This is a genomic window from Rhizobium sp. P38BS-XIX, from assembly GCF_012641435.1.
In the GTDB taxonomy this organism is placed as follows: Bacteria; Pseudomonadota; Alphaproteobacteria; order Rhizobiales; family Rhizobiaceae; genus Rhizobium.
Genome location: NZ_JABAIJ010000001.1, coordinates 673141 through 699534, shown reverse-complemented (window position 1 = coordinate 699534; position 26394 = coordinate 673141). Strand labels below are relative to the sequence as shown.

Here is a 26394-nt window from a genome sequence, read left to right as displayed (position 1 = left end):
AGCCTAGCGCGAGGCGCTCGATATTGCACGCATCGATTAGCGTTGCCTGATATGCCCGATCGTGCAAATATCGTTAGCGTACTAACCCTGACTTTCATTCGAAAATGCCCGGTAATGCGGGATTCTTGCCCTCAACAAACTGTCACACAGCTTGTCTATAACGCCGCTACCGCGGACTTGCGCAAGGCCACCGGTTCGAAGCTTTCAAAAAGGAAATAGGGATTATGTCGAAACTTAAGAACTACATTTCGGCCGCCGCCGCCGGCATCATGAGCGTCGCCCTGGCGATGCCTGCTGCTGCAGCTCCGGTCAAGTTCGATTTCTGGTTTGGCCTTTCGGGCGACCTGCAGCGCGTCGTTGAAACCATGTGCAAAAACTTCAACGATTCCCAGAAGGATTACGAAGTTTCCTGCGTCAGCCAGGGCAACTACGACGCCGCTCTGCAGAACACCATTGCCGCCTTCCGCGCTGGCAAGCAGCCGACGATCGTTCAGGTCTATGACGTCGGCACCGCCACGATGATGCTTTCGGGCGCCTACTACGCCGTCGACAAGCTGATGGCCGAAAACGGCTACAAGGTCGACTGGAACAACTATTTCCCGGGTATTGCGCGTTATTACGCCACGTCCAAGGGCGAGCTGCTTTCCTTCCCCTTCAACTCTTCGACCGCCCTGCTCTACTGGAACAAGGACGCCTTCGCAAAGATCGGCAAGACTGCCGCTCCGAAGACCTGGGAAGAAGCTGCCGACGACATGAAGGCGCTCAAGGGCGCTGGTTATGATTGCCCGATGGCCATTAACATCTCCGGCAACGAAAGCTGGCAGCTGATGGAGCAGTTCTCTGCCATCCACAACCAGCCGGTTGCGACGAAGAACAACGGCTATGACGGTCTCGACGCCCGCCTGACCGTCAACAAGACGAAGTTCGTCAAGTACGTAACGGACCTCAAGAGCTGGTACGACCAGGGTTACATCAAGATCAAGTCCAAGGACCTCGGTCAGGACATGGTTCAGGCCTTCGCTTCCGGCGATTGCCAGATGATCATGACCTCGGTGGGCGACCACGGTACGGTCACCAAGACCCAGAAGGCAGGCATGAACTGGGATGTTGCTGAACTTCCGGTTTACGCTGGCACCGAGCGCAAGAACTCGCTCGTCGGCGGCGCTTCGCTTTGGGTTCTCTCCGGCAAGTCTTCCGACGAATACAAGGGCGCTGCTGCGTTCCTGAACTTCATCGCCAAGCCGGAAACTGCTCTCTTCTGGTCGACCAACACCGGCTATATCCCGGTTACGAAGTCCGGCTTCGAATTCATGAAGTCCTCGGGCTTCTACGACAAGGCTCCCTATAAGGGCCGCGAAGTCGCTATCGCCAGCTTGACCGCTTCCGAGCCGACCGCGATCACCCGCGGCGTTCGCCTCGGCAACTTCACGCAGATCCGCGCTGAATTCGGCAACCAGATGCAGGCCATCTTCGCCAACAAGGTCAGCGTTCAGGAAGGCATCGACAACCTCGTCAAGAACGGCGACGCCGTGCTCGACCGCTTCGAAGCCACCTACAAGGGCAAGCAGCTGCCGTAAGCAGCACAGCTCATGACACAGCAGCGTCCGCCGAGATTTTCCCGGCGGACGTTCGTTATGAGAGCCAGCGTGGCATAGCGCCCCCAAGCCGGAAGAGACAATGGAAAAGCGTATAACTTTCAGCAAATGGAGCGTCGGCATCCTGTTCGCAGTGCCGCAGTTGCTCCTCATCTTCACCTTTTTCTATTGGCCAGCCGGTCAGGCGGTCTTCTGGTCGCTGACGCTGCAGCAACCGTGGGGCGGCGGCAATATCTGGGTCGGGCTCGACAATTTCAAATCCATCCTTGTCAACGCGGATTACTGGAATTCGGTCACGATCAGCATCATTTTTGCTGGCATCAGCACCGCCATTTCGATGGGAGCCGCGCTGATCCTTGCTGCGCTCACCGATCGGCAACTGCGAGGCTCGCAATTCTATAAAGTCGTGCTTATCTGGCCGTATGGCATCGCGGCTCCTGCTTCGGCCATGGCTTTTCGCTTCATCCTGGCGCCCGAAGCCGGATTTATGTCCGTCGTAAACCATTATTGGCCAGGGTTCTGGGATCCGGGCCTCGATGGCACCGCCGCCATGGCGTCGATCATCGCCGCCTTCTCCTGGAAATATATCGGCTACAGCTTCATCTTCTTTCTTGCCGCCTTCCAGGGCATTCCGCGCTCGCAGATCGAGGCCGCCGCCATGGACGGCTCGGGCGTGCTTCGTCGTTTCTGGGATATCCAGCTGCCGTTGATCACACCAACGGTCTTCTTCCTGCTGGTCATCAACATCACCGAGAGCTTCCAGGATTCTTACGGCATCGTCGACATCATGACCTCGGGCGGGCCGCACAACTCGACCAATCTCATGGTCTACAAGATCGTTTTCGATGGCTTCAAGGGCCTCGATTATTCCGGTGCGGCGGCGCAGAGCATTGTGCTGATGTTGCTGATCATCGTGCTTACCATCTTCCAGTTCCGCTTCATCGAGAAGCGCGTGCACTATCGCTGAGGCTGACATGATCGAGCGCACCCCCATCCTGAATTTCTTTACGCACCTGATCCTGTTCATCGGCTTCATAGTTGCGGTCGGCCCGCTGGCGATTGTTGCGATTGCCGCGTCCCATAATCTGGCCGACGTCAACAAAGTGCCGATGTCGTTGATCCCCGGTTCGGATTTCTGGGTCAACATGAAGACCGCCTGGACGACGGCCAATCTTGGCCCGAAGCTGGTGAACAGCTTGATTTTCGCTGGCGGCGTCGCGATCGGAAAGGTACTCATTTCAGCGATAACCGCCTTTTCGCTGGTCTATTTTCGCTATCCGGGCCGCCACTTCATCTTCTGGCTGATCTTCATAACGCTGATGCTGCCGCTCGAAGTGCGTATCGTGCCAACCTACGCAGTCGCCGCGAACGTCCTATCGCCCTATCAGGGCCTTCTCGACATCACCGGCATCAGCTGGCTCATCCAGAAATTGACCGGCGTTGAAGTTTCGCTGAATCTCGGACTGCTCAACTCCTACCCCGGTCTGATCTTGCCATCGATCGCGACCGCGACGGGCACGTTCCTGTATCGCCAGTTCTTCCTGACGATACCGGATGAGTTGACAGAGGCCGCTCGCATGGATGGAGCCGGAGCACTTCGCTTCTTCATTGATGTTCTCTTACCTTTGTCGCGCACGAACATGGCTGCCCTTGGCACCATCATGTTCCTGTGGGCCTGGAATCAGTATCTGTGGCCGCTGCTGGTCACCACGGATCCGTCCTACATGACGGCAGTCATCGAGCTCAAATCTCTCATCCCGAACGTTGGTGGACTGCCGGAATGGCATATCGCCATGGCGGGCACGCTGATCGTCATGATCCCGCCGCTTGCCATCGTCGTGCTGATGCAACGCTGGGTCGTTCGCGGCGTCATCGCCACCGAGAAGTGACAAGAGAACGCCCGCCATTCCCCGAGATAGGGAATGGCGGGCTTTTTTTGTGCAAGCGCCCTCTCCCGGCCTGACCGCACTTATCCGGCATCTCTTCGGAGCCACAGCCAGCGCGGCACAAAATCCCAAAGACCATCATACGCATTCGACATTCAAGCCGACTTCGGTGGGCTATGCGAGCCCCTGAGATCGCTGGCGACATGTCTACTCATACAGGCTTGGAGAACGCGGCCTCGACGCAGGCGGCGCATGATTCCTCTCTGCGGGACTGCATATCGGACAAATAAAAAGCCCGGAAACCGTCGCCGATTTCCGGGCATGCCTGCTGAAAAGTTATGATTGAAATCAGCTTGCCAGCACTTTGAGCGGCGTCACGGTGGCGACGGCGTCGAGGCGCAGGCCAGTATCCTGGGCAAAGAGATGCGTGTGCTGCTGCGGCAGCTCCAGCGCGACGGACTGACCGGTCTGGCCCGTCGTATGATCGGCAACGGCAACGGCGAAGTTGGAGCCGTTGATGTCGCAATGGATGACACGGCCGGCACCGAGTTCTTCGACGAAATCGACTGTCGCCGGAATGGCGCCCGGCGTTCCCGCCGGCACAAGGCGCGCATGCTCGGGACGAATGCCAAGGGCGACGGGCTGACCGGCATGGCGCTTGCCGATATTGGCGTCGATGCTCGTGTGAATACCGTCGAAGATGAACTGCTCGCCATTGGCGGAGAACGTGCCTTCGAGGAAGTTCATGGCTGGCGAGCCGATGAACGAGCCGACGAAACGGGTGCGCGGGGTGTTGTAGACTTCAAGCGGCGTACCGACCTGCTCGACATTGCCCTTGTACATGACGACGAGCTTGTCAGCGAGCGTCATGGCCTCGACCTGGTCGTGGGTCACGAAAACCGAGGTTGCCGACAGGCGCTTGTGCAGACGGCGGATTTCGACACGCATCTGCACACGCAGCTTGGCATCGAGGTTGGAGAGCGGCTCGTCAAAAAGGAAGACCTTCGGCTCGCGAATGATGGCGCGGCCCATGGCGACGCGTTGGCGCTGACCGCCTGAAAGCTCGGCCGGCTTGCGGGCAAGGAAATCCTCGAGGCCGACAATCTTGGCGGTTTCCTTGATGCGACGGTCACGCTCTTCGCGCGGCACGCCGGCCACCTTGAGCGCATAGCCCATGTTGGCGGCAACATCCATGTGCGGATAAAGCGCGTAGTTCTGGAAGACCATGGCGCAGCCACGCTCGCGCGGTTCAAGCTTGTTGACCACCTTGCCGTCGATCATGATCTCACCCGAGGTGATATCCTCAAGACCGGCGATCATGCGCAGCAGAGTGGACTTGCCGCAGCCGGAAGGTCCGAGAATGACGACAAATTCGCCTGATCGGAAATTCAGGTCGACGCCATGAACGACCGCATTGCGTCCATATGCCTTGCGAACTTGTTCGATGCGGATTTCCGCCATTGTAATCTTCCCCGCGTGTCAATTCTGGGCATGTCAATCGGCTGGACTGCTAGCGAATTTGCATTACAGAACAGTGACAAGGCTCCCTTATAACACAGACTGCATCGAGTTTTCCTTACGAGAGTTGCGTGTAGAATTTTCTTATGAAACGCGTGGTAGTGGAACCATTTGATGATCGGCACCGTATAAGGGTTTCCGCCGCCAAAAGGCATATGAAACGCAACACAGAGATAGGCGACCGGCCAGAACAATGACGACATCGAAAAGCGAGCCGAACCCCGTTCTCCTGTGGTTTCGCAAGGATCTCCGCCTTGACGACAACCACGCTCTGCAGGCTGCGGCAACCTCAGGCCGCCCCGTAATTCCTGTCTATATTCGCGAGCCGAACAGCAGCGAGTGCGGCCCTTTGGGTGGCGCGCAGGAATGGTGGCTACATCATTCGCTGGCGGCTCTGCAAACCGCGCTTGGTGCGCTTGGCAGCAAGCTCATCCTTCGGCAGGGCGATGAGCAGACGATGCTTGAAACATTGCTTGAGGAAACCAGCGCCGAAGCCGTGGTCTGGAACCGGCGTTACGACCCCTCGGGGATCGAGGTCGACACGCGCGTCAAGAAGGCGCTGCGGGACAACGGGATCGAGGCCAACAGCTTTGCCGGCCAGCTGCTACACGAGCCGACGCGCCTGCGCACCGGTACAGGCAACCACTACAAGACCTATACGCCCTTCTGGCGCGCGTTCGAGCAATCCGGTGAGCCGCCGTTTCCGGTCGAGGCGCCCGAAAAGCTCCTTGCCCCCGGTCATTGGCCTAAATCAGACACCCTCGCCTCATGGTCGTTGCTGCCCACCAAGCCGAACTGGGCGTCCGAGTTCGCGGACATGTGGACGCCAGGGGAAGCTTCTGCCATGGATAAGCTGGAGGACTTCGTCGACGGCGCGCTTAACGACTATTCGGTCGGTCGCGACTTCCCGGACAGACCGGCAACCTCGCTGCTCTCGCCACATCTGGCGCTTGGAGAGATTTCACCTGCCCGGATGTGGCACGCAACACGGGGACTGCCTGACAAGATCGGCACGGATAATGTCGTCCGCTTCCGCAAGGAAATCGTCTGGCGAGAGTTCTGCTATCATCAACTGTTCCATTTCCCCAAGCTCAGGACAGCCAACTGGAACGACCGTTACGACGACTTCCCGTGGCTCTCCGACTCCAAGCGCCTGAAAAGCTGGCAACGCGGGCAAACGGGCTACCCGATCGTCGATGCCGGCATGCGGCAGCTTTGGCGTCATGGCTGGATGCACAATCGTGTCCGCATGATCGTGGCCTCGTTCCTCATCAAGGATCTGCTGATCGATTGGCGCGAAGGCGAAGCCTGGTTTCGAGATACGCTCGTGGATGCCGATCCGGCGGCCAATACCGCAAACTGGCAGTGGGTGGCCGGCTCCGGCGCCGATGCCTCGCCCTTCTTCCGCATCTTCAATCCGATATTGCAGGGCGAGAAATTCGATCAGGATGGCGGCTACATCAGGACCTTCGTGCCGGAGCTTGCGAAGCTCGACAAGAAGTACATCCATCGGCCGTTCGAAGCCCCGGAGACTGTGCTTGAGCGCGCCGGAATAGAACTTGGGAAGGATTATCCCCGCCCGATCGTCGATCATGCGATGGCGAGGCAGCGTGCGCTCGATGCGCACGCGTCGCTGAAGAAAGACGATTAAACGCTATTCGGCAGGATGCGCGGTGACGCGAGGACCGACCGACCGGCGTTTTTGACCACCGCCGAGGAAATATCTGAGCACACGAAAATAAAGGCTGTAAGGCAGAAGCTTCAAAAGCTTCGCACGATAGGCCATGGATTTGGGGAAGCTGATGTCGAAAGCCGGCGACTTCAATCCAGCCGAGATGACATCGGCAGCCTGCTGGGCCGAGACCATGCCCGGCATCTTGAACGTGTTCTGCGCCGTCAGCGGTGTGTCGACATAGCCGGGCGTGACCAGCTGAACGTGGATACCCATGCGCTCCAGCTCGAAATTCAGCCCTTCCGCCATATTGATCAGCGCGGCTTTCGTTGCGCCATAAGCCGCGGTCCCGGGCAATCCTGCATAGCCCGCCATCGACGAGACAAAGGCGACCTGGCCATATCCTCTGGCGCGCATATGCCGAACCGCCGGAATCAGGCAGTTGACCACACCATGAAGATTGACGGCAAAGCTGCGCTCGAAGACCTCGTGATTGAGGTCTTCGCCTCGCGCCGGCAGATAGACGCCGGCATTGAGAATCGCCAGCGCGACCGGCCCGTGCTGATACTCGATCGCCGCGACCGTATGCTCCATGTCCTCGCTATCGGTGACGTCGCCATCCAGCACGACGATGCTGCCCGCAAACGCGCTTGCCTCCGCCTGCAACGCCAGCAGCTTCTCATGGCTGCGCGCAGTTACGGCGACTTTATAGCCTTCTTCGGCCAGTTTCAGCGCAAGCGCTCGGCCGATACCGGAACTGGCGCCGGTGATCCAGACGACTCCATTTTCAGGACGTGCGATGAACGGATTCATGGCTCTTCTCCTTGGCTGGCGGTCGCCTACATTCAACGCTTATCCGCGACCGTCCGTAGCATTTTAGGACTAGCGCATCATTGTGGCCGCTTTCGGCCAGACTGGCGGCTTCATCGGGAAAACAATGTCACCAATTGGAGACCGAGAGCTTCGATTGAAGAGAGAGACCGAGGTGCCTACCAAGTCGAATTTTGCGAGGCAAACGAGTAGCGAGGAACAGAATTTCTTGCCTATGCAGCCTTGTGAAGGGAAAAGACCGTTCTTACAGTAGTTACGAACAGAAGGCAGATTCCAATGACCGTCCATCCGTCCGTCCTCGAAGCAATTGGCAATACGCCTTTGATCAAGCTCAAGGGCGCCTCCGAGGCGACGGGCTCGACCATTCTTGGCAAGGCCGAATTTCTGAATCCCGGTCAGTCGGTCAAGGATCGTGCCGCGCTCTACATCATCCGCGATGCCGAAAAGAAAGGCCTGCTGAGGCCCGGCGGTGTGATCGTCGAGGGCACGGCTGGCAATACCGGCATCGGCCTGACGCTGGTTGCCAAGGCGCTCGGTTACCGCACAGTCATCGTCATTCCGGAAACGCAGAGCCAGGAAAAGAAGGATGCGCTGAAGCTGCTCGGCGCCGAACTAGTCGAGGTTCCGGCCGTTCCCTACAAGAACCCGAACAACTACGTGAAGGTCTCGGGCCGGCTTGCCGAACAGCTGGCAAAGACCGAGCCGAACGGCGCGATCTGGGCAAACCAGTTCGACAACGTCGCCAACCGTCAGGCCCATATCGAAACGACCGCCAAGGAAATCTGGACCGATACGAATGGCAAGATCGACGGCTTCATCTGCTCGGTCGGTTCAGGAGGAACGCTGGCGGGCGTTGCCATGGGCCTGCACGCCTTCAACAAGGACATCAAGATCGGTATCGCCGATCCGGAAGGCGCCGCCCTCTACGAGTTCTACAAGAACGGCGAGCTGAAATCCTCCGGCTCCTCGATCACAGAGGGTATCGGCCAGGGCCGTATCACCGCAAACCTGGAAGGCTTTACGCCCGACTTCGCGTATCAGGTCACGGACGCCGAAGCGCTTCCCTATGTTTTCGACCTGGTCGAGCACGAGGGCCTTTGCCTCGGCGGTTCGACGGCCATCAACATCGCCGGTGCGGTTCGTCTCGCTCGGGATCTCGGTCCTGGACATACGATCGTGACCATCCTGTGCGACTACGGCAATCGTTACCAGTCCAAGCTCTTCAATCCGGACTTCCTGAAGTCCAAGGGCCTGCCGCTGCCGGCTTATCTCGAAAAGCGGGCGGATATCGCCGTCCCATACGAAACAACAGCGTGATCCCATGACCGTCAATGCCCTCTATCGTGATGACTTCTACCTCTCGACCGCCGAAGCAGTCGTCACCGCTATTCACGAAGATGGGGGCATCGAGCTCGACCAGACCTGCTTTTACGCGACCTCGGGCGGCCAGCCGGGCGATACCGGCTTTCTGGAGCGCGGCGACGGTTCCAAGATCATGCTCGGCCAGACAAAGCACGGCGCGATCAAGGATATCATCATCCATGTGCCACTTGAAGGAGAGCCTCGGCCTATCGTCGGCGAGAAGCTGGTGCTGCACATCGATTGGGCGCGCCGCTACAAGCTGATGCGCATGCACACGGCCTGCCATTTGCTCTCGGTGGTCTGCCAGTATCCGATCACCGGCGCGGCCGTGGGCGAAGATGAGAGCCGCGTCGATTTCGACATGAGCGAGACGATCGACAAGGACGAGGTGACGGCGAAAATGATGGCGCTCGTCAACGAGAACCATCCCGTATTCTTGCGCTGGATTACGGACGAGGAACTCCTCGCCAATCCCGGCATCGTCAAATCCAAGAATGTGCGTCCGCCGATGGGTCTAGGGCGCGTCAGCCTCGTCTGCATTGGCGAGGATTCGGCGATAGACAGCCAGCCCTGCGGCGGCACGCATGTGTCGGAGACACAGGAAGTCGGCGCGATCCACATCGCCAAGATCGAGAAGAAGGGCAAGGAAAACCGCCGCTTCCGCATTCGCTTCGGCATGCCGGCCGACGAGAATTGACCGCGCAAGCGCCTATATCCAGAACCCGATATCAACACCAAAAGACATAGCAGGGAGATCATCATGGCAGCGGACAAGAGCCGTTTCGTCGTATCCGCCGACTGGCTGCAAGGCGAGTTGGGCGCAAAGGACCTGCGCATTCTCGACGCATCCTTCTATCTGCCGGCCCACAAGCGCGACGCCGATGCCGAATATGCCAGCGGCCATATTCCGGGAGCGATCCGCTTCGATCAGGACAAGATATCGGATCACTTGACCAACCTGCCGCATATGGTTCCCTCGCCCGACAATTTTGCGGCCGAGGTCGGCAAGCTCGGCATCAGCGAGACTGACCGGATCGTCGTTTACGATGGTCCTGGCCTGTTTGCCTCGCCGCGTGTCTGGTGGCTGTTCCACATCGCCATGGGCGCACCGAATGTCTTCGTGCTCGATGGCGGCCTGGACGCATGGAAAGCCGAAGGACGACCGCTGGAGACGGCGGCACCGGCTTTTGAGCCCGCGACCTTCAAGCCGAAATTTGATAGCAGCCGCGTCGTTTCGCTCGACGAAATGCGTGGGATCGTCGACAGCCATTCGCTGCAGATCGCCGATGCCCGCAGTGCCGGTCGCTTTGCCGCGGAAGAGCCTGAGCCGCGCGAAGGCATGCGCTCCGGTCATATGCCGGGAGCAAGAAATCTGCCATCGGGCGTCTTCGCGACGAACGGCAAATTGAAATCGCTGCCGGAACTGCGCGAAACCATCGAGAAGGCCGGGATAAATCTCGACAAGCCGGTCGTGACCACCTGCGGCTCCGGCATCACTGCGGCCATCATCACTTTGGCGCTCGAATCTCTCGGCCATAACAGCAACAAGCTCTATGACGGCTCCTGGTCGGAATGGGGAAGCCGTGCCGATACGCCCATCGCTACGGGTAAAGACTGAGCGCCGTGGCCGTGAAAGCACCCTCCTCCATCAAGGTCCACATCACCCGTCTGGAAATGACTGCGCCGCCCAAGACAAGCCTGCCGGTGCCGGTCAACATCCAGACTGCGATCATGCGCGCGCCTGGTATCCCGTTGCCGTTCTATCGTCACCTCTACCGACAGGTGGGTTCGCGTTGGCATTGGGTGGATCGCCTGCGCCTCACCGATGAGGAACTGACGATTGCTCTGCACGACCAGCGCAACAATATCAGCGTGCTCTACGTCAACGGAGCGCCGGCTGGGTTCTTCGAGTATTTGCGCCAGGACGATGAGACGATTGAGCTCAGCCATTTCGGTCTCATGGAGCATGCGCTCGGCCTCGGCATCGGCAAGTGGTTCCTGCTGCAGGCGCTTTATGCGATCTGGACGCTCAATCCGCAGCGGATCGTGACGACGACGAACAATCTCGATCATCCGCGAGCGCTGCAACTTTACCAGATGTTCGGTTTCTCGCCGATTTCGACCGGTGAAGGCATCGTCAGGCCTTTGAGTGACAAGGAGTTGCTCGAACTCGTGAAGCGAAGCTAGGGCAATCCGTCGTCGGCGATTGCGATCGGCAGGAATCGGGTGGTTTCCTGGCTCGCTTCGGCGCATCACATGGCAAGTCTCGACAAGGAGTTTGCCATGCCCACCATCGCTTTTGCAGCCATGCCCACCGCCGATGCCGAAATGCTGTGGAGCGGCGGCGCCGACGCCTATGGTCACCAGCCGGAGACTATGATCTCCGACGGTCCCGGCCATCCATGCCGCCATTGCCTACGCAATATCAATGACGGCGAGGAATTGCTGGTTTTTGCCTATCGCCCATTCCCGGAGCTTCAGCCCTATGCGGAGACAGGTCCGATCTTCCTGCACAAGACGCCATGCCGGCGCTATGAAGCAGAAGAGATCCTGCCGCCAGTGCTCACAACCAGCAAGGATTTCATTGTTCGCGGCTACGGCAAGAACGATCGCATCGTCTATGGAACGGGCGCTGTTACGGCGACGGACGATATCGCCGTCTATGCGGCATCGCTGCTCGAACGCCCCGACATCGCCTATGTCCACGTCCGCTCGGCGCGCAACAATTGCTATCAATGCCGGATCGACAAGGTTGGGGCGCCGGCATATGCGGATGCCAGCGCCTTCATCTAATCCGGGTTAGGCAACGTTCAGGATGCTCTCGGGCGCAACGGCCTCATAGCCGAGCGCTTCGGCCACCGGACGGTTGGTGATGCGACCCTTGTGAACATTGAGGCCATTGCGGAGGTGCTTGTCTTCCGCGATGGCGCGCAGGCCGCGATCCGCCAATGCAAGGCCGTGATAGATCGTGGCATTGTTCAAGGCATGCGCCGAGGTGACGGGAACGGCACCCGGCATGTTGGCAACGCAGTAATGCACCACGTCTTCAACCACGTAAGTCGGGTCCGAATGCGTCGTTGCGTGCGAGGTCTCGAAGCAACCGCCCTGATCGATCGCGACATCGACGATGACCGAGCCCTTTTTCATGCCTGATAGCATTTCGCGCGTCACGAGCTTCGGCGCGGCGGCACCGGGGATAAGGACGGCACCGATAACGAGATCGGCGGAAAAGACTTCCTCTTCCAGCGCCTGGATGCTGGAGTAGCGCGTGTGAACGCGGCCATTGAAGATATCGTCAAGCTGGCGCAAGCGCGGCAGCGAACGATCGAGGATGCTGACATCAGCGCCAAGGCCTGCTGCCATCTTGGCGGCATGCAGACCGACGACGCCGCCGCCGATGATCGTTACCTTGGCCGGCAGTACGCCTGGCACGCCGCCAAGCAGGATGCCGAGGCCGCCATTGGCCTTCTGCAGCGCCGTGGCGCCCGCCTGAATGGAGAGACGACCGGCGACTTCCGACATCGGCGCCAGTAACGGCAGGCCGCCGCGCTCGTCGGTCACCGTTTCATAGGCGACGGCGGTCACGCCGGAGGCAAGCAGACCCTTGGTCTGTTCCGGATCGGGCGCAAGGTGCAGGTAGGTGTAGAGAAGTTGGCCATCGCGAAGCTGCGCCCATTCGGAAGGCTGCGGCTCCTTGACCTTCACGATCATGTCGCACTTCTCGAAAATGTCCTTGGCGCTGGCGGCGATCTTGGCGCCGGCGGCGACATAGGCATGATCGTCGGCACCGATACCGGCACCGGCCTTGGTTTCCACCCAAACCTCGTGGCCGTGGGCGACATATTCACGAACGGACGCCGGCGTCAGGCCAACGCGATATTCGTGATTCTTGATTTCTTTGGGACAACCAACGCGCATTTCACTCCTCCTGGAAAGCTTGTTCGTCTTTCATTTTCTCCAGGTGAAATCAGACCACCTCCGCCTCGCAATGTCCTTGCAAAGACAATTTGCGCTGCAGTCATTTTTCGTGATTTATTGCGTAAATAGCAGTTTTTTCGAAAGTTCTTCGAATGTCAGACCTGGACGCCATAGATCATTCGATTCTGCGGATGCTGCAGCAGAACGCGCGGATCACCAATGCGGAACTGGCCGAAAAGGTCGGCCTCTCGCCTTCGGCCTGCTCCCGCCGGCTCGATATTCTTGAAAAGAGCGGCGTCATCGACGGCTACCATGCGCATCTGTCCCACAAGGCGCTGGACTACAAGATGATTGCCTTCGTGCACATCTCGTTGTCGGGTCAGTTCGCCAAAACACTTTCGGAGTTCGAGGCGGCCGTAAAGCGATGCCCCAATGTGCTCTCCTGCTATCTGATGTCCGGCGAATATGATTACATCCTGCGCGTCGCGGCGCGGGACCTCGAAGATTACGAGCGCATCCACCGGGATTGGCTTTCGGCCCTGCCCCACGTGGTTAAGATCAATTCCAGCTTCGCGCTTCGGGAGATCATCGACCGGCCTAATGTCGGCCTCTGACCTTCAGCGCAAATCCAGCAGTAGCGCGCGATGATCCGAGATTTCAGGCTCGGCGACCGGATCGAAATTGATCACCTCGACGTCAGGCGTCACCAGCATATAGTCGGCAAAGCGCGGCTGTTTCTTGTAATGCGACGTACGCGTATCGTCATGTCCCCGCAAGGTGATGAGATCGACAAGGCCAAGCGTAGCAAGGATATCGAAGGTCTCGCTGCCAGGCAGCAGATTGAAATCGCCGCAGACGACCAGTCGCTCGCCCTCCTGCCTTACCTGCCGGATGAGATCGACCAACGCATGTGCCTGATGTCGGCGCGCCGGTGTGTCACCCTTGCCGGCGGTGTCGCGAAGGCCGTGCATCTGGGCAATGGTGATCGGTTGCCCGCGGCTGTAGTCGAAAAGGCGGATGCAATGGGCATTGCGCGACCGCGGATGCTCGCCCCAGCCGTCAGGAGAAAATTCACCGTGCACGAAACCTGCTGCCTGAGCGATTATCGGGTAGGTCTTTCGCACGAAAGTCGCCAGGCCAAACTCGGAGGCAATGGGCTGGTCACCATCGAAGAGATCGCCGCGGGCGAAAGGGAGAAAGATCCCATCGTGAGCCGGCAAAGCAGCCTTCAGCTCATCGAACAGATTGACTCGCTGCTGAAGTTCGACGCCATGATCCCGATACGTCAGCCAATCGCCTTGCGACCCCGGTGTCTGCCCCACCTCTTGAAGACAGATAACATCGGCATCGACGCCGACTAAATATTGCATCAACGGCTCATGCAGCAGCCCGCCCCAGGCATTCAGCGAAACGATACGCAAGTCCGGCTCCCCTATGTAACGCCCGATCATGGTCAATTCGGTGCCGATTCGATACGGCCGCCTACAATTTTAGCGATTATGCTAAACGTCCCTCAATGCGAACCTGATAATTCCGGACGAGAAAAAGACGTATGAGCCGGGATAATATCATGCAGTTCTCTTCGAAACCCCTCTTCCAGGGCAACCTGAAAATCAAGACCCGCGGTTCGCCGCGCCATCACGCCAGGCTCATGGGCCAGGTGCGCTATTTCACCAAACTCGCCGCCGGGCGCGTGGTCGATATTTCCACCCATGGGATCGCTCTTGATCTGCAGTCGCCTCTTTATGCCGCTGCGGGCAGTAAAGTCCGTGTCGAATGTGACGATATCGGCCTGCTGGATGGTTTCGTACGCTGGGCGCATAACGGCCGTATCGGCATCGAGTTCGATCGTTCCTCAAATGCTTCCGCCAAAGTCGCGTCCTATTTTCGCTTTTTCCACAAGGACATAAAGCCTGTTCTCAAGCGCTGATCGAATGTCGGTGCAAGCCGGCTACGATCCACAATAAGCTTGTCACATAACTGGTGCACACCTTCACAAATCGTCCTAATCTCCCGCCCGAAAGAGATTGATGAACGACAGCCCCATCGTTGAAGGAGTGTTCCATGACTTCCATTCTGGATTTGCCCAGCATGTCGCGCCGTTCCCTGCTGCAAGGCCTTAGTGCTACGGCGGCACTGATCGTGCTGCATCCTTTCGCCGCCCGCGCGGCCAGCAACCAGGCGCATCTGCGGCTGATGGAAACGACGGATATTCACGTCAACGTTTTCCCCTATGACTACTATGCCGACAAGCCGAATGACACGATGGGCCTGACGCGCACCGCGACGATCATCGACAATATCCGCGCCGAAGCCACCAACTCGCTCCTGATCGACAATGGCGACGTGCTGCAGGGCAATCCGATGGGCGACTACATGGCCTATCAGCACGGTATGAAGGACGGCGACGTCCATCCGGTCATCAAGGCAATGAATACGCTCGGCTATTCCGTCGGCACGCTCGGCAACCACGAATTCAACTATGGCCTCGACTTCATGTTCAAGGTGCTGGCCGGCGCGAACTTCCCGTTCGTCTGCGCCAACCTGACCAAGGGCCAGCTCGCCTCCGACCCGACGAAGGACGATCTGTTCTTCAAGCCCTATCTGATCCAGGAAAAGAAGATCAAGGACGGCGCTGGCAATGAGAGCACAATCAAGATCGGCTTCATCGGCTTCGTGCCGCCGCAGATCATGCTCTGGGACATCAAGAACCTCGAAGGCAAGGCGCAGACGCGCGATATCATCGAAGCCGCCAAGGCCTGGGTGCCGGTCATGAAGGTTGAAGGCGCCGATATCATCATCGCTCTCTCGCACTCCGGCATCGACGGCAGCGGCCCGAGCGACAAGATGGAAAACGCCTCGCTCTACGTTGCTGCGGTCGATGGCATTGACGCCGTCTTCACCGGCCACCAGCATCTCGTTTTCCCCGGCCCGAAGACCTGGGACGGCATCAAGGATGCCGATCCGGTCAACGGAACGCTGCATGGCAAGCCCGCCGTCATGGCCGGCTTCTGGGGCTCGCATCTCGGCCTTATCGACCTGCTGCTGGAAAAGGACGGCAAGAGCTGGAAGATCGTCGACTTCACCTCCGAAGCGCGGCCTATCTACCATCGCGACGACAAGAAGAAGGTCATCGCCGATGTCGCCGACAAGAAGGAAGTCGTCGAAGCCGCAAAGGCCGAGCACGAGGCAACGCTGACCTATGTGCGTACCCCCGTCGGCAAGACATCCGCACCGCTCTATTCCTACTTCGCGCTGGTTGCCGACGATCCGTCGGTGCAGATCGTCAGCCAGGCGCAGGTCTGGTACATCAAGGAGATGCTGAAGGAAACGCAGTACAAGGACCTGCCGATCCTTTCAGCTGCAGCGCCTTTCAAATGCGGCGGCCGCAACGGTGCCGACTACTATACGGACGTTCCTGCCGGCAATATCGCCATCAAGAACGTCGCCGATCTCTATCTCTATCCGAATACCGTTCAGGCCGTCGTCATCACCGGCGCTCAGGTCAAGGGCTGGCTGGAAATGTCGGCCGCGATGTTCAACCAGGTGCAGCCCGGCGCCAAGGATGCGGATCTCATCAACAACAGCTTCCCGTCCTACAATTTCGATGTCATCGATGGCGTGACATACCAGATCGACGTGTCGCAGCCGCGCCGCTTCGGCGATGACGGCAAGGTCCTGAATGCCGATGCGAACCGCATCCAAAACCTGCAGTTCGAGGGCAAGCCGATCGATCCCGCGCAGAAGTTCCTGGTCGTCACCAACAACTACCGCGCCGGCGGCGGCGGCAACTTCCCGGAAATTGCCGGCGACAAGGTCGTCTATCAGGCGCCGGACACCAACCGTGACGTCATCGTGCGCTATGTTCACGATCAGGGCACGATCAACCCGACCGCGGATGGCAACTGGACGTTCAAGCCGCTTCCGGGCACGACCGTGCAATTCCAAAGCTCACCGAAGGCCAAGGACTTCCTGGAACAGGTCAAGAGCGTAAAGATCGAAGATGTCGGCGAAGGTGCGGACGGCTTCCGCAACTATCGTCTGGTCCTCTAATCAGGAATGCCAGCGTCCTCTCCCCGTATACGGGGAGAGGATATTTCATTCGGCGGCCAGCCGGTTTTCTTCAGGATGGAACATTTCAATAGCGGCCTTGAAGTCCGTCTGATTCGGGCAACGCGACAGGCGCGAGCTGAAAGCTTCGATCATCCAGGCCGCAGCGGGACCGGGGGGATTGTCGACCTTGCGGACGGCGTAGATCGGATATTCACTCTGATCGTAGGCATCAAGCGCCAGAGGCACCAGCCGGCCCTTCTGCAGATCCTCCATGATAAACGAAGCCGGCAGCCCACCCCAGCCGAGCCCACCGCGGATGAGCTGGTGCTTGGTGGCGATATCGCTCACATGCCAGATCTTGTAGGACAGGACGTTGAAATCCTTTCCATTCGTCAGGGTGGAGGCATCGGTGACAACCAGCTGCACTTCCTCGCGCACGTCGGTGAGCGTGAGTGGTCGTCCCAATTGGGCAAGCGGATGGGTCGGCGCGGCAACCGGCAGCATGAATGAATGGCCGATGCGCTCAATGACCAAGGAATCATCCTGCTTCAGCACTGAGCCGCCAATACCGATCGTCGACTTGCCGCTGGCAACCAGCTCCAGCATCGAGCCGAGTTCGCCGGTATCGAGACGTAAGGCAACATAGGGGAAGCGATCGCGGAATTCGCGCAGCACGTCGACGGTCGCATGCACCGGCACCATGACGCTGATGGCGACGGACACCTCCGCCTCAAGCCCGCTCTTCAAGCCTTTCACGCGCGCGCGCATCACCTGCAGATCGGACAGGATGCGGCGTGCATCCTCGAGCATCACCCTGCCCGCATCCGTCAGCTTCGGCTGGCGCGAACCAGACCGCTCGAATAGCGGCATTTCAAGCTGCGCCTCCAGATTTGCAATCGTGTAGCTAATGACCGATTGGGCACGGTTAAGCGCGCGCGAGGCCGCCGAAAAACTGCCTGATTCAGCAACCGTCAGAAAGACCTGCAACTGGTCGAGGGTGGGATTGGGAAGCATCTGCCATCCATTCTATCGATAATTCCGATCCATATTATCACAGTTTTTTTCGATAGGGCGGAAGACTTATTTATTTGGCGAACGAGATCGGATTCTCCCGGCCGATTTTCGCAACCCATTGAAAAGGAAAACGGATATGTCTTCTATTCTTCTTCTGACTTCGAGCCCGCGTTCTGACTCGCTCTCCACCAAGATCGCAATCGAGCTTGCCGATAAGATCAAGGCCAACAATCCCGGCAAGACGATCGTTCACCGCGATCTCGCTGCTGATGCCCTGCCGCACATCGACGGCCCGTTCACGGCTGCCATCCGCACGCCGGTCGATGCTCGCACGTCTGAGCAGCAGGAACTCGTCAAGGTTTCCGACGCGCTCGTCGACGAGCTGCTCGCAGCCGATACGCTGGTCATCGGCACCGGCCTCATCAACTTCAACATCTACTCGTCGCTGAAGACCTGGATCGACAACGTCGCTCGCGCCGGCCGCACCTTCACCTACACGGAAACCGGCCCGAAGGGTCTGGCCACCGGCAAGAAGGCCTATATCGTGCTTGCTTCGGGCGGTGTCTATTCCGATGGCCCGGCTGCTCCGCTCAACCACGCTGTTCCCTACCTGAAGTCGGTTCTCGGCTTCATCGGCATCACTGACGTCGAAACCGTCTACATCGAAGGTCTCGCCTTCGGTCCGGAAGCTGCAGAAAAGGCAATCGGCGCCGCCCAGGCTCGCGCTGCCGAGCTGGCACTCGCCGCTTAATTCCGAAGCATCGTTCAGACGCTGAGAGGCGGCCGGCTTCAACCGGCCACTTTTTTATTTGGCTTACGGCATGTCCCTGATGAATTGCTTCACGGTCTCCAGAATTTCGCTGGAGAGGGCATCATCGTTCGACACCCGCGCGAAACCGAGCGCTCCAGTCATCAGGCTGGAGACGATGATTGCCTTGCGCCGCGCCTCTTCCGTTTCAGGCTGCCCCATGCGCGCCGTCATCGCAGCGAAATTTCGCCGGAGGCCATCGGTGGCAACCGTGCGGACGGCATCGCTGCTACGCGCCATATCCGCAGTCAAGGCGGCGTAGACACAGCCCTCGCTGCATTCTTCGAGATGACGCTTGCTGAGATAGTTATCGACATATTCCTGCAGCGGGATGCTCGCGGGATCTATGCCCTTTTCCTGTTGCTGGCGTCGCCACCATTCGATCGCCGACTCCATGGCTTCCGCCACGAGCTCGTCGCGCGAGGCGAAATGCTTGTAGAAACCGCCGACTGTTAAGCCCGCCTCTTTCATCAGATCGGCAACGCCAATCCCTTCCAAACCTTCCTCGCGCAGACGCTTGGCGGCAAGCGTGACGATGCGCTCATGCGTCTTCTGTTTTTCCAATTGTGACCGGCCCATCGAAATTCCCTTCAAGTCAGGCTTGACAAAATGGATTACGATCATAATCCTTATAGATAGCGATCATAATCCAGATCGTGACGAAAGCCAACAGGAGCTACGAACATGCGTCTCAAGAACAAGGTCGCCCTCATTACTGGCGGAAACAGCGGCATTGGCCTTGCCACCGCCCGCCTCTTCCTCGCCGAGGGCGCCAAGGTCGCCATAACAGGCCGCAACGCAAAAACGCTGGCCGAAGCGGCGGCGGAACTCGGCGGTGACGTGCTTGCCCTGCAGGCGGACACGACAGATATCCCGGGTATGGAAAAAGCTTTTGCCGAAGCGGCACAGAAACTCGGCAATTTCGATGTCGTGTTCGCCAATGCAGGAATTGGCGGCGACACCCCGCTCGGCAACACGACATTGGAGCAGTTCGAGACGATCGTGCGCATCAATTTCACCGGCGTCTTCTTCACGGTACAGGCCGCGTTGCCGTATCTCAATGACGGCGCATCGGTCATTCTAAACGGCTCGGTGCACGCCGTGCTCGGCATACCCGGTGCTTCGGCCTACGCTGGCACGAAGGGTGCCGTTCGCGCCATGACCCGCAATCTGGCATCCGAACTTGCGCCCCGCGCCATCCGCGTCAATCAGGTCACGCCTGGCGCCACGAAGACACCGATCTGGAATCCGCGCGCCCCAACGCCGGATGCCATGGATGCGCTGGAAGCACGCTTCGGCGGCATGAGCCCGCTCGGTCGTATGAGTGAAGCCGATGAGATCGCCAGCGCGGCTCTCTACTTCGCCTCCGACGATTCCACCAATGTCACAGCCATGGAAATTACCGTCGACGGCGGCGCCATCAATGCGCCTGCCGGCGCAAAGATGTTCCGTCAGGGTTGAGCAAGAAAACGAGACCGGCCTGCAAAAAGCAGTCTTGGATGTTCACTCATGCAAAAGGCCGCTCGATTTGGGCGGCCTTTTCAAGAATACCAAGCGAAAGTCGGCTTGAGATCAGACCTGACGGACCTTCTCGCCATCGCCAAAAAGACCGGCGCCGTTCTGATCGATGATCTGCTGCGCCTTGCGGAAGGTCGATTCCACGGCATCGTCCGACGAAGTGAAAACATCGGCGCGAATGAAATTGCGCACAAGCATCTCGCCGTTCACATCTTTCTCGATCCGGCCTGCAAGGCGGAACTGGTTGCCCTCCCGCTGCGGTGTTGCATAGATCGTGCAACCGGCATGCGTTTGCGGTTCCGCGCTAACTGCTGGACCCGCGGACTTTTCAGTGCCCGTCTGCGACGCGCCACCGGTGAAAATCGAGATAATATTTGAAAAAAACGAAGCCATGGATCGCCTTTAGCATGAAGGTTGCAAGCTCGCAAAGTCAAATGATCAGGTTTGCCAGGATGTCGTTTTCGGTGATGTCCTCATAACCCATGCCCGAACTTTCAAACTTGGCGATAAGCGCCTTGAAATTATCCGGATTTTTCGTCTCGATACCGATCAGAATGGAGCCGAAATTACGAGCACTCTTCTTCAGGTATTCGAAACGCGCGATATCGTCATCCGGCCCAAGCATGTTGAGAAAATCCCTCAGCGCTCCTGGGCGCTGCGCAAGGCGCAAGATGAAGTATTTCTTCAGCCCGGCATAACGCATGGCGCGTTCCTTCACATCGGGCAGACGCTCGAAGTCGAAATTGCCGCCGGAAACGACCGCGACAATGGTCTTGCCACGGATGCTGTCGCGATCCAGCGTCTCGAGCGCGGTGATGGCCAATGCGCCCGCCGGCTCCAGCACCACCCCCTCCACATTCAGCATGTCGGTGATCGTGACGCAGATGGCGTTTTCCTCGATCAGCCTCACCTGATCGGCCGCAAAACCTTTCAGCGCCGCGAAGTTCAAATCGCCGATCCGGCCGACAGCGGCGCCATCGACGAAATTGTCGACCTTGGTCAACGTCACCACCTGCCCTGCCTCGATGCTGCGGCGCAGGCTCGGCGCCCCCGCCGGCTCGGCAAAGGTGAAGGCGCTACGATCAAGCACATCGGCAAAATATCCGGTGATGCCCGCCGCCAGACCACCGCCGCCGACAGGAAGCAGGACGCAATCGGCAACGACACCTTCAGGCAGCTGTTCGGCAATCTCGGCGGCAACGGTCGCCTGCCCTTCGATGATATCGAGGTGGTCGAAAGGCGGCACCATGATGCCATCGATCTTTTCGACATGATCGCGCGCAGCCTGGTAGCACTGGTCGAAGAAATCGCCGAAGAGTTTGATGGTGATAAACTCGCCACCGAAGATCCGGGTCTTGTCGATCTTCTGCTGCGGCGTCGTGACGGGCATATAAACCACGCCCTGCACGCCGAAATGCCGGCAGACAAAGGCAAATCCCTGCGCGTGGTTGCCGGCGGATGCGCAAACGAACGTCTTGCCCGTTCCTCCCTCGGCAATCACCTTGCGGAAAAAATTGAAGGCGCCACGGATCTTATAGGACCGTACCGGTGTCAGATCCTCACGCTTGAGCCAGATATCAGCGCCGTAACGAGCGGAAAGATGCTCGTTCAACTGCAACGGCGTTGCGGGGAAAAGGCCACGCATGGCCTCGGTGGCTTCGAGAACAGTCTGTTTGTCCACGGCTTATCCGTCCTTCTTCAATCCGTCTTTTGCTATGGCACAGGAAAGATGAGACAAGAAAGCCTGTTTATCGTCATTGCAGACCTGCCGGGACGATATCGGCGCAAGACATCAGCGCGATCGCTAATATATATCCTGCTATCCATCCCCCAAAACTGTGAATTGACAGCATGGACCAGCCTGCTTCCTATAGCTCCAGCCATCATGATGATGGTTAGAGGCCCGCTCTGAAACCGACACGTCGGCTCCGGCGGGCTTCGCCTATCAACCTCGGAAAATCGACCGTTTGACGCCTGCAATCCTCAATTGAGAATCATGCAAAAGATGCTTATCCCTGGATTGATCCGGAGGAGAAGTTCATCATGCGTTTCATCTGCACGCTTTCTGCCGTTCTCGTTCTCGCCGCGCTTGCCTCCTGCACGTCGCAGGAAAAAACCTACGAAGAAATGCTGCCCATCATAAAGGAAAGCCCGACGGCTCGCGCGAAGGTCATTGCCAAATGCGCGTCGCAGCCGATGTCGCCCGAAACACTGGATGAGATGGCGTTCTACGTCAGAGCGCAAAAGAGCGAGGCAAAGCGCCTGTTCTGCGAGAGGCTGATGGCCGGCGTCGTCTCCGGTAGAATCAGCTACGCCGATTTCAAGGCCGTGTTCCAGAAGAAGAAGATCACCCCTGCGCTCGTCAACGTTCTCAAAGGACGTTAGCCGAACGCGACCGGCAGCCCTGCAGGCCGCGGCGCATCAGGCCAAATTGGTCCGTCCTCGACAAAACATTTCCTTGACTGAATCGCTCAAGTGCTTGAAGGGAAAAAAGCACGCGGACGTGGCGAAACTGGTAGACGCAAGGGACTTAAAATCCCTCGACCTTTGGTTGTACGGGTTCGACCCCCGTCGTCCGCACCAAAATCAAGAATCCTACAGTGCGAAATAAAAAAGGCGCAGCTTTCGCCGCGCCTCTCACTTTATATGCAGATCTGAATTAAGCCGACAGCTTTGCGGCGATCTTGGCGACGTGGGCGCCCTGGAACTTTGCGGCTTCCAGTTCGATTTCGGAGGGCTGACGCGAGCCGTCGCCGTTGGTGATGGTGGACGCGCCATAAGGCGAGCTGCCCTTGACTTCTTCGGTGCCCATCTGGCCCTGGAACGCATAGGGAAGACCGACGACGGCCATGCCGTGGTGCAGCAGCGTCGGAATGAAGCCGAGAATGGTGGATTCCTGGCCGCCGTGCTGCGTTGCCGACGAGGTGAAGACCGAGCCGACCTTGCCGACGAGCTTGCCACCGAACCAGAGGCCGCCGGTCTGATCCCAGAAATTGCGCATCTGAGAGGCGACCGTGCCGAAGCGGGTGCCGGCGCCGACGATGATGGCGTCGTATTCTGCAAGTTCGTCCGGCGTTGCGATCGGAGCGGCCTGATCGAGCTTGAAGTAAGAGGACTTGGCGACTTCTTCCGGAACCAGTTCCGGCACGCGCTTGACGGTGACGTCTGCGCCGGCCGACTTTGCGCCTTCAGCGACGGCATAGGCCATCGTCTCGATATGACCGTAGGACGAATAGTAGAGAACCAAAACCTTAGCCATGAACGTCTCCCGTTTGTTGGACGCGTTGAGTGTCGGGTCATCTTGTATCAGTCATGCGACAAGGACACAGCCCTTATGCTCAGAACGCACTGTTCATCCTGCGTAGACGAAAACTCGCTTTCAACATCCCGCGATCATCGCGGCGATCCGAAGTTGAGCGTTTGCATTCGCCGCAAACAGCGCTACCTATTGCAAACCTTTTGCGAGCGCCGATGCGCATTTTCCTGGATGTCTTCATGTCAAACGAAACCATTGTCACAGCCGCCATGCTGGCCATCGGCGACGAACTGCTCTCCGGCCGCACCAAGGACAAGAACATCGGTCACCTGGCTGATCTGCTGCTGCTGGCAGGCATCGACTTGAAGGAAGTTCGCATCGTTGCCGATGATGAAGACGCCATCGTCGTGGCCTTGAATGCGCTGCGCGGACAATATGATTATGTTTTCACGTCGGGCGGCATCGGTCCGACCCATGACGACATCACCGCCGATGCCATTGCCAAAGCCTTCGGCGTGGCTTGCGAGCATGATGCCGAGGCGATGCGGATCATGGGCGAAATGTATGCCCGCCGCGAGATGGAATTCACCGAGGCCCGTCAGCGCATGGCGCGCATGCCCGTCGGCTCCAAGCATATCGCCAATCCGGTTTCGACCGCCCCTGGTTTCAACATCGGCAATGTCTATGTCATGGCCGGCGTGCCGCAGGTTTTCCAGGCGATGCTCGATAATGTCATTCCCACGCTGAAGACTGGTGTGCGCATGTTGTCGACGGCGATTTCATGCCCCTATGGCGAGGGCGAGATCGGCACACCGCTCGGCCTCATCCAGAAGGCTCATCCCGATACCAGCATTGGCTCCTATCCACGCTATGTCGGCCAATTCTTCTCGACGGAGATCGTCGTCAGAGCGCGCTCAGCGGAATTGATGGACAAAGTTGCGGAGGAAGTGCGTGCAATGATCGAGGCTATTCGTCAGTCGAAAGCCAAGGAAAATCAGTCTGCTGAGGCGTGACGTTCAAGAACGGCGCGCCTTTTGTTTTGGAACCGGAACGATCTCGGCGCGTTATTCTGCTGCGGAAAGCTGATACAGCGAAGCGATCCAACCCTTCCGCATGGGAGATCACGCCATGTCTTATAAAACCATAGTGACCGTCCTCGATAATCCGGACAACACGCAGATTGCCGCCGATTTCGCGGCCGCTTTTGCCCGGGAACATGACGCTCACATCGTCGGCTTGCATGCGGAAGTCGTTTCGACCGTACCGCTGGTGGCACCGATGGAAATTCCCGATCCTGTTGCCGTCCAGGCACTGCAGGATGTCGCGCACACACAGGCTGTCGAGATCGAGCGGCTTTTCCGCAGCAAGATGGAAGGCACCGGCCTCAGCTACGAGTGGCACAGCTTTGCCAGCACCGTCGGCTACGGCACCGAGCCCTTGATCGAAAGTTCGCGCAGCGCCGACCTGCTGGTTGCCGTTCAGCCCGATCCGTCGAAATACTCGGATACCCAGGTCGATGTCGAAACCTTCCTGTTCGACAGCGGCCGACCAGTCCTGCTCATTCCCTACATCCTGAAGGAACCGAAGCCGATCCGCCGGGTGTTGATCGCCTGGAACGGTTCAAAGGAAGTGGCGCGCGCCACGTTCGATGCGCTACCCTTCCTCAAGGCGGCTGATTCGGTGGAGATCCTGTCAGTCAGCACATCGGAAAAAGAGGCCCATCCCTCCAAGGAGAGCGGCATCCAGGTTGCCGCAGCGCTGACGCGCCATGGCGTACGCGCAACGTTCGAAACGGCCTCTTGCGCCGACAAATCGACGCCGTCTCAGGTGATCGAAAATCGCCTTGCCGATAATAGCATCGACCTGCTCGTTATGGGTGCCTACACCCATTCCTGGCTCTGGCAGATGATTTTCGGCGGCACGACACGCACGCTGCTGCAGTCCATGACGGCAATGACACTGCTCGCCCGCTAAGCGGTTCCACCGCTCAGCCTGAGGCTCTCGGACCAAACGGATAGTCGGTCGCTGTTTCGCTGCTCTTGCCTTTTGACGGCAAATCCAGCAGAAAGCAGCGACCGATGACAGAATTCCCGTCAGGGAACCGTTCGCGCGGTCCATGGAACATGATCCCGAGGGGCAATCGCCTTTTACGGATGAGATCCTGTTCAAGCAGATAGCAAGCGAAACGCGTTCCGGATCCGGTTATGGTCCGCGCCCTGCCGCGGGGGTCTGCTCAGGGTCGCCGGCGCCGCCGGTGCGTTATCATTCCATGCCCCGGAGCTTTCTGCCATGTCCCTGCCCGATAAAGCCTTTCCCGTATCGTGGGATCAGTTCCATCGTGACGCCCGCGCGCTTGCCTGGCGGCTTGCCGGTCTCAACCGCGAGTTCAAGGCGATCGTCTGCATCACCCGTGGCGGCCTGGTGCCTGCCGCCATTATCTCGCGCGAACTCAATATCCGCTTGATCGAGACGGTCTGCATCGCCTCCTACCACGACTACACCAGCCAGGGTGAAATGAACCTGCTCAAAGGCGTTGCGCCGGAGTTGTCGGTCAATGGCGGCGAAGACGTTCTTGTCGTCGACGACCTCACCGATACCGGCAAGACGGCGCTCGAAGTGCGCGCCATGTTGCCGAAGGCGCATTTCGCCTGCGTTTATGCCAAGCCGACCGGCGTTCCCACAATCGACACCTTCATCACGGAAGTCAGCCAGGACACCTGGATCTACTTCCCTTGGGACATGGGCTTCACCTATCAGGAGCCGATTTCAAAAGGCCATCGTGGTTGAAATCGAGGCAGTCCGTGCGAATCACTTGCGATTCTCCGCGTGGCCTCGAAATGTGATTTAGATTGTCATAATAGATGTGGGCGCTGCGGCGCCCACTATATTTAGTGGACGCAAAACGGCGAGAACGCGTGAAATTCAAGGCGTTCCAAGCGAATCATAAGGCGGATATGCACGCT

General features: G+C 58.5%; 27 protein-coding genes and 1 tRNA gene. 19 read left to right on the top strand and 9 right to left on the bottom strand.

The window, feature by feature from the left end; translation table 11 throughout:
* Positions 1–224 precede the first annotated feature (224 nt).
* The 3 genes from HGP17_RS03405 to HGP17_RS03395 all read left to right on the top strand — a co-directional run bounded on the left by HGP17_RS03405 (position 225) and on the right by HGP17_RS03395 (position 3484).
* Positions 225–1577, top strand: coding sequence for an extracellular solute-binding protein (locus HGP17_RS03405; protein ID WP_168805926.1), 1353 nt, complete (start codon positions 225–227; stop codon positions 1575–1577).
* A gap of 100 nt (positions 1578–1677) precedes the next feature.
* A complete protein-coding gene (locus HGP17_RS03400; RefSeq protein WP_168805924.1) occupies positions 1678–2562 on the top strand; it encodes an ABC transporter permease subunit in 885 nt (294 codons plus the stop codon).
* 7 nt (positions 2563–2569) lie between these two features.
* Positions 2570–3484, top strand: coding sequence for an ABC transporter permease subunit (locus tag HGP17_RS03395; protein ID WP_168805921.1), 915 nt, complete (start codon positions 2570–2572; stop codon positions 3482–3484).
* A gap of 345 nt (positions 3485–3829) precedes the next feature.
* On the opposite strand, the gene HGP17_RS03390 is transcribed toward HGP17_RS03395, so the two are convergent.
* Positions 3830–4942 carry a sn-glycerol-3-phosphate import ATP-binding protein UgpC gene (locus tag HGP17_RS03390; protein WP_168805918.1) on the bottom strand — a complete coding sequence of 371 codons (1113 nt, stop codon included), beginning with the start codon at positions 4940–4942 and terminating at the stop codon, positions 3830–3832.
* Positions 4943–5192: 250 nt separating this feature from the next.
* Here HGP17_RS03390 and HGP17_RS03385 point away from each other — a divergent pair, with 250 nt between their 5' ends.
* Positions 5193–6650: a deoxyribodipyrimidine photo-lyase gene (locus tag HGP17_RS03385; protein WP_168805916.1), complete on the top strand. Its 1458-nt coding sequence runs from the start codon at positions 5193–5195 to the stop codon at positions 6648–6650.
* A gap of 3 nt (positions 6651–6653) precedes the next feature.
* Here HGP17_RS03385 and HGP17_RS03380 read toward each other — a convergent pair whose 3' ends face one another.
* A complete protein-coding gene (locus HGP17_RS03380) occupies positions 6654–7484 on the bottom strand; it encodes an SDR family NAD(P)-dependent oxidoreductase (RefSeq protein WP_168805914.1) in 831 nt (276 codons plus the stop codon).
* A 294-nt stretch (positions 7485–7778) separates the two neighbouring features.
* Here HGP17_RS03380 and HGP17_RS03375 point away from each other — a divergent pair, with 294 nt between their 5' ends.
* The 5 genes from HGP17_RS03375 to HGP17_RS03355 all read left to right on the top strand — a co-directional run bounded on the left by HGP17_RS03375 (position 7779) and on the right by HGP17_RS03355 (position 11657).
* On the top strand, positions 7779–8819 hold the full coding sequence (locus HGP17_RS03375; protein ID WP_168805912.1) for a cysteine synthase A: 1041 nt from the start codon (positions 7779–7781) through the stop codon (positions 8817–8819).
* 4 nt (positions 8820–8823) lie between these two features.
* The gene (locus tag HGP17_RS03370; protein ID WP_168805910.1) at positions 8824–9561 is read left to right on the top strand and encodes an alanyl-tRNA editing protein; all 738 of its coding nucleotides are present in this window, start codon (positions 8824–8826) and stop codon (positions 9559–9561) included.
* 63 nt (positions 9562–9624) lie between these two features.
* Positions 9625–10482, top strand: coding sequence for a 3-mercaptopyruvate sulfurtransferase (gene sseA, locus HGP17_RS03365; RefSeq protein WP_168805908.1), 858 nt, complete (start codon positions 9625–9627; stop codon positions 10480–10482).
* A gap of 56 nt (positions 10483–10538) precedes the next feature.
* Positions 10539–11051 carry a GNAT family N-acetyltransferase gene (locus HGP17_RS03360; protein WP_168808070.1) on the top strand — a complete coding sequence of 171 codons (513 nt, stop codon included), beginning with the start codon at positions 10539–10541 and terminating at the stop codon, positions 11049–11051.
* A gap of 96 nt (positions 11052–11147) precedes the next feature.
* Entirely contained in the window at positions 11148–11657 is a 510-nt protein-coding gene (locus HGP17_RS03355) for a DUF1203 domain-containing protein (protein ID WP_168805906.1), read from the top strand.
* 6 nt (positions 11658–11663) lie between these two features.
* Here the strand turns inward: HGP17_RS03355 and ald are convergent, their stop codons facing one another.
* On the bottom strand, positions 11664–12782 hold the full coding sequence (gene ald, locus HGP17_RS03350; protein WP_168805904.1) for an alanine dehydrogenase: 1119 nt from the start codon (positions 12780–12782) through the stop codon (positions 11664–11666).
* Positions 12783–12934: 152 nt separating this feature from the next.
* Here ald and HGP17_RS03345 point away from each other — a divergent pair, with 152 nt between their 5' ends.
* A complete protein-coding gene (locus tag HGP17_RS03345) occupies positions 12935–13396 on the top strand; it encodes an Lrp/AsnC family transcriptional regulator (RefSeq protein WP_015339653.1) in 462 nt (153 codons plus the stop codon).
* A 3-nt stretch (positions 13397–13399) separates the two neighbouring features.
* Here HGP17_RS03345 and HGP17_RS03340 read toward each other — a convergent pair whose 3' ends face one another.
* Entirely contained in the window at positions 13400–14233 is an 834-nt protein-coding gene (locus tag HGP17_RS03340; RefSeq protein ID WP_168805902.1) for an endonuclease/exonuclease/phosphatase family protein, read from the bottom strand.
* 119 nt (positions 14234–14352) lie between these two features.
* On the opposite strand from HGP17_RS03340, the gene HGP17_RS03335 reads away from it, so the two are divergent.
* Positions 14353–14712 carry a PilZ domain-containing protein gene (locus tag HGP17_RS03335; protein WP_168805900.1) on the top strand — a complete coding sequence of 120 codons (360 nt, stop codon included), beginning with the start codon at positions 14353–14355 and terminating at the stop codon, positions 14710–14712.
* Between the two features lie 134 nt (positions 14713–14846).
* Entirely contained in the window at positions 14847–16835 is a 1989-nt protein-coding gene (locus HGP17_RS03330) for a bifunctional 2',3'-cyclic-nucleotide 2'-phosphodiesterase/3'-nucleotidase (protein WP_168805898.1), read from the top strand.
* Between the two features lie 45 nt (positions 16836–16880).
* Here HGP17_RS03330 and HGP17_RS03325 read toward each other — a convergent pair whose 3' ends face one another.
* Positions 16881–17849, bottom strand: a complete 969-nt coding sequence (locus HGP17_RS03325) for a LysR family transcriptional regulator (RefSeq protein ID WP_168805896.1) — start codon at positions 17847–17849, stop codon at positions 16881–16883.
* A 136-nt stretch (positions 17850–17985) separates the two neighbouring features.
* Between HGP17_RS03325 and HGP17_RS03320 the strand changes: the two genes are divergently transcribed.
* On the top strand, positions 17986–18600 hold the full coding sequence (locus tag HGP17_RS03320) for an FMN-dependent NADH-azoreductase (protein WP_168805894.1): 615 nt from the start codon (positions 17986–17988) through the stop codon (positions 18598–18600).
* A 63-nt stretch (positions 18601–18663) separates the two neighbouring features.
* Here HGP17_RS03320 and HGP17_RS03315 read toward each other — a convergent pair whose 3' ends face one another.
* Positions 18664–19236 carry a TetR/AcrR family transcriptional regulator gene (locus tag HGP17_RS03315; protein WP_168805892.1) on the bottom strand — a complete coding sequence of 191 codons (573 nt, stop codon included), beginning with the start codon at positions 19234–19236 and terminating at the stop codon, positions 18664–18666.
* 105 nt (positions 19237–19341) lie between these two features.
* Here HGP17_RS03315 and HGP17_RS03310 point away from each other — a divergent pair, with 105 nt between their 5' ends.
* On the top strand, positions 19342–20118 hold the full coding sequence (locus HGP17_RS03310) for an SDR family oxidoreductase (protein WP_168805890.1): 777 nt from the start codon (positions 19342–19344) through the stop codon (positions 20116–20118).
* Between the two features lie 111 nt (positions 20119–20229).
* On the opposite strand, the gene HGP17_RS03305 is transcribed toward HGP17_RS03310, so the two are convergent.
* Both HGP17_RS03305 and ilvA read right to left on the bottom strand, forming a co-directional pair.
* Positions 20230–20568 carry an HlyU family transcriptional regulator gene (locus HGP17_RS03305; RefSeq protein ID WP_168805888.1) on the bottom strand — a complete coding sequence of 113 codons (339 nt, stop codon included), beginning with the start codon at positions 20566–20568 and terminating at the stop codon, positions 20230–20232.
* 37 nt (positions 20569–20605) lie between these two features.
* On the bottom strand, positions 20606–21856 hold the full coding sequence (gene ilvA, locus HGP17_RS03300; protein WP_168805886.1) for a threonine ammonia-lyase: 1251 nt from the start codon (positions 21854–21856) through the stop codon (positions 20606–20608).
* A gap of 362 nt (positions 21857–22218) precedes the next feature.
* Here ilvA and HGP17_RS03295 point away from each other — a divergent pair, with 362 nt between their 5' ends.
* On the top strand, positions 22219–22560 hold the full coding sequence (locus tag HGP17_RS03295) for a hypothetical protein (protein ID WP_168805884.1): 342 nt from the start codon (positions 22219–22221) through the stop codon (positions 22558–22560).
* 112 nt (positions 22561–22672) lie between these two features.
* A tRNA-Leu gene (locus HGP17_RS03290) sits at positions 22673–22758 on the top strand.
* A gap of 76 nt (positions 22759–22834) precedes the next feature.
* On the opposite strand, the gene wrbA is transcribed toward HGP17_RS03290, so the two are convergent.
* Positions 22835–23434: an NAD(P)H:quinone oxidoreductase type IV gene (gene wrbA / locus HGP17_RS03285; RefSeq protein ID WP_168805882.1), complete on the bottom strand. Its 600-nt coding sequence runs from the start codon at positions 23432–23434 to the stop codon at positions 22835–22837.
* 236 nt (positions 23435–23670) lie between these two features.
* Here wrbA and HGP17_RS03280 point away from each other — a divergent pair, with 236 nt between their 5' ends.
* The 3 genes from HGP17_RS03280 to gpt all read left to right on the top strand — a co-directional run bounded on the left by HGP17_RS03280 (position 23671) and on the right by gpt (position 26218).
* Entirely contained in the window at positions 23671–24444 is a 774-nt protein-coding gene (locus tag HGP17_RS03280) for a competence/damage-inducible protein A (RefSeq protein WP_168805880.1), read from the top strand.
* Between the two features lie 115 nt (positions 24445–24559).
* On the top strand, positions 24560–25405 hold the full coding sequence (locus HGP17_RS03275; protein ID WP_168805878.1) for a universal stress protein: 846 nt from the start codon (positions 24560–24562) through the stop codon (positions 25403–25405).
* A gap of 315 nt (positions 25406–25720) precedes the next feature.
* Complete coding sequence (gpt, locus tag HGP17_RS03270; RefSeq protein ID WP_168805876.1) at positions 25721–26218, top strand: xanthine phosphoribosyltransferase; 498 nt, start codon at positions 25721–25723, stop codon at positions 26216–26218.
* Positions 26219–26394: the final 176 nt, after the last annotated feature.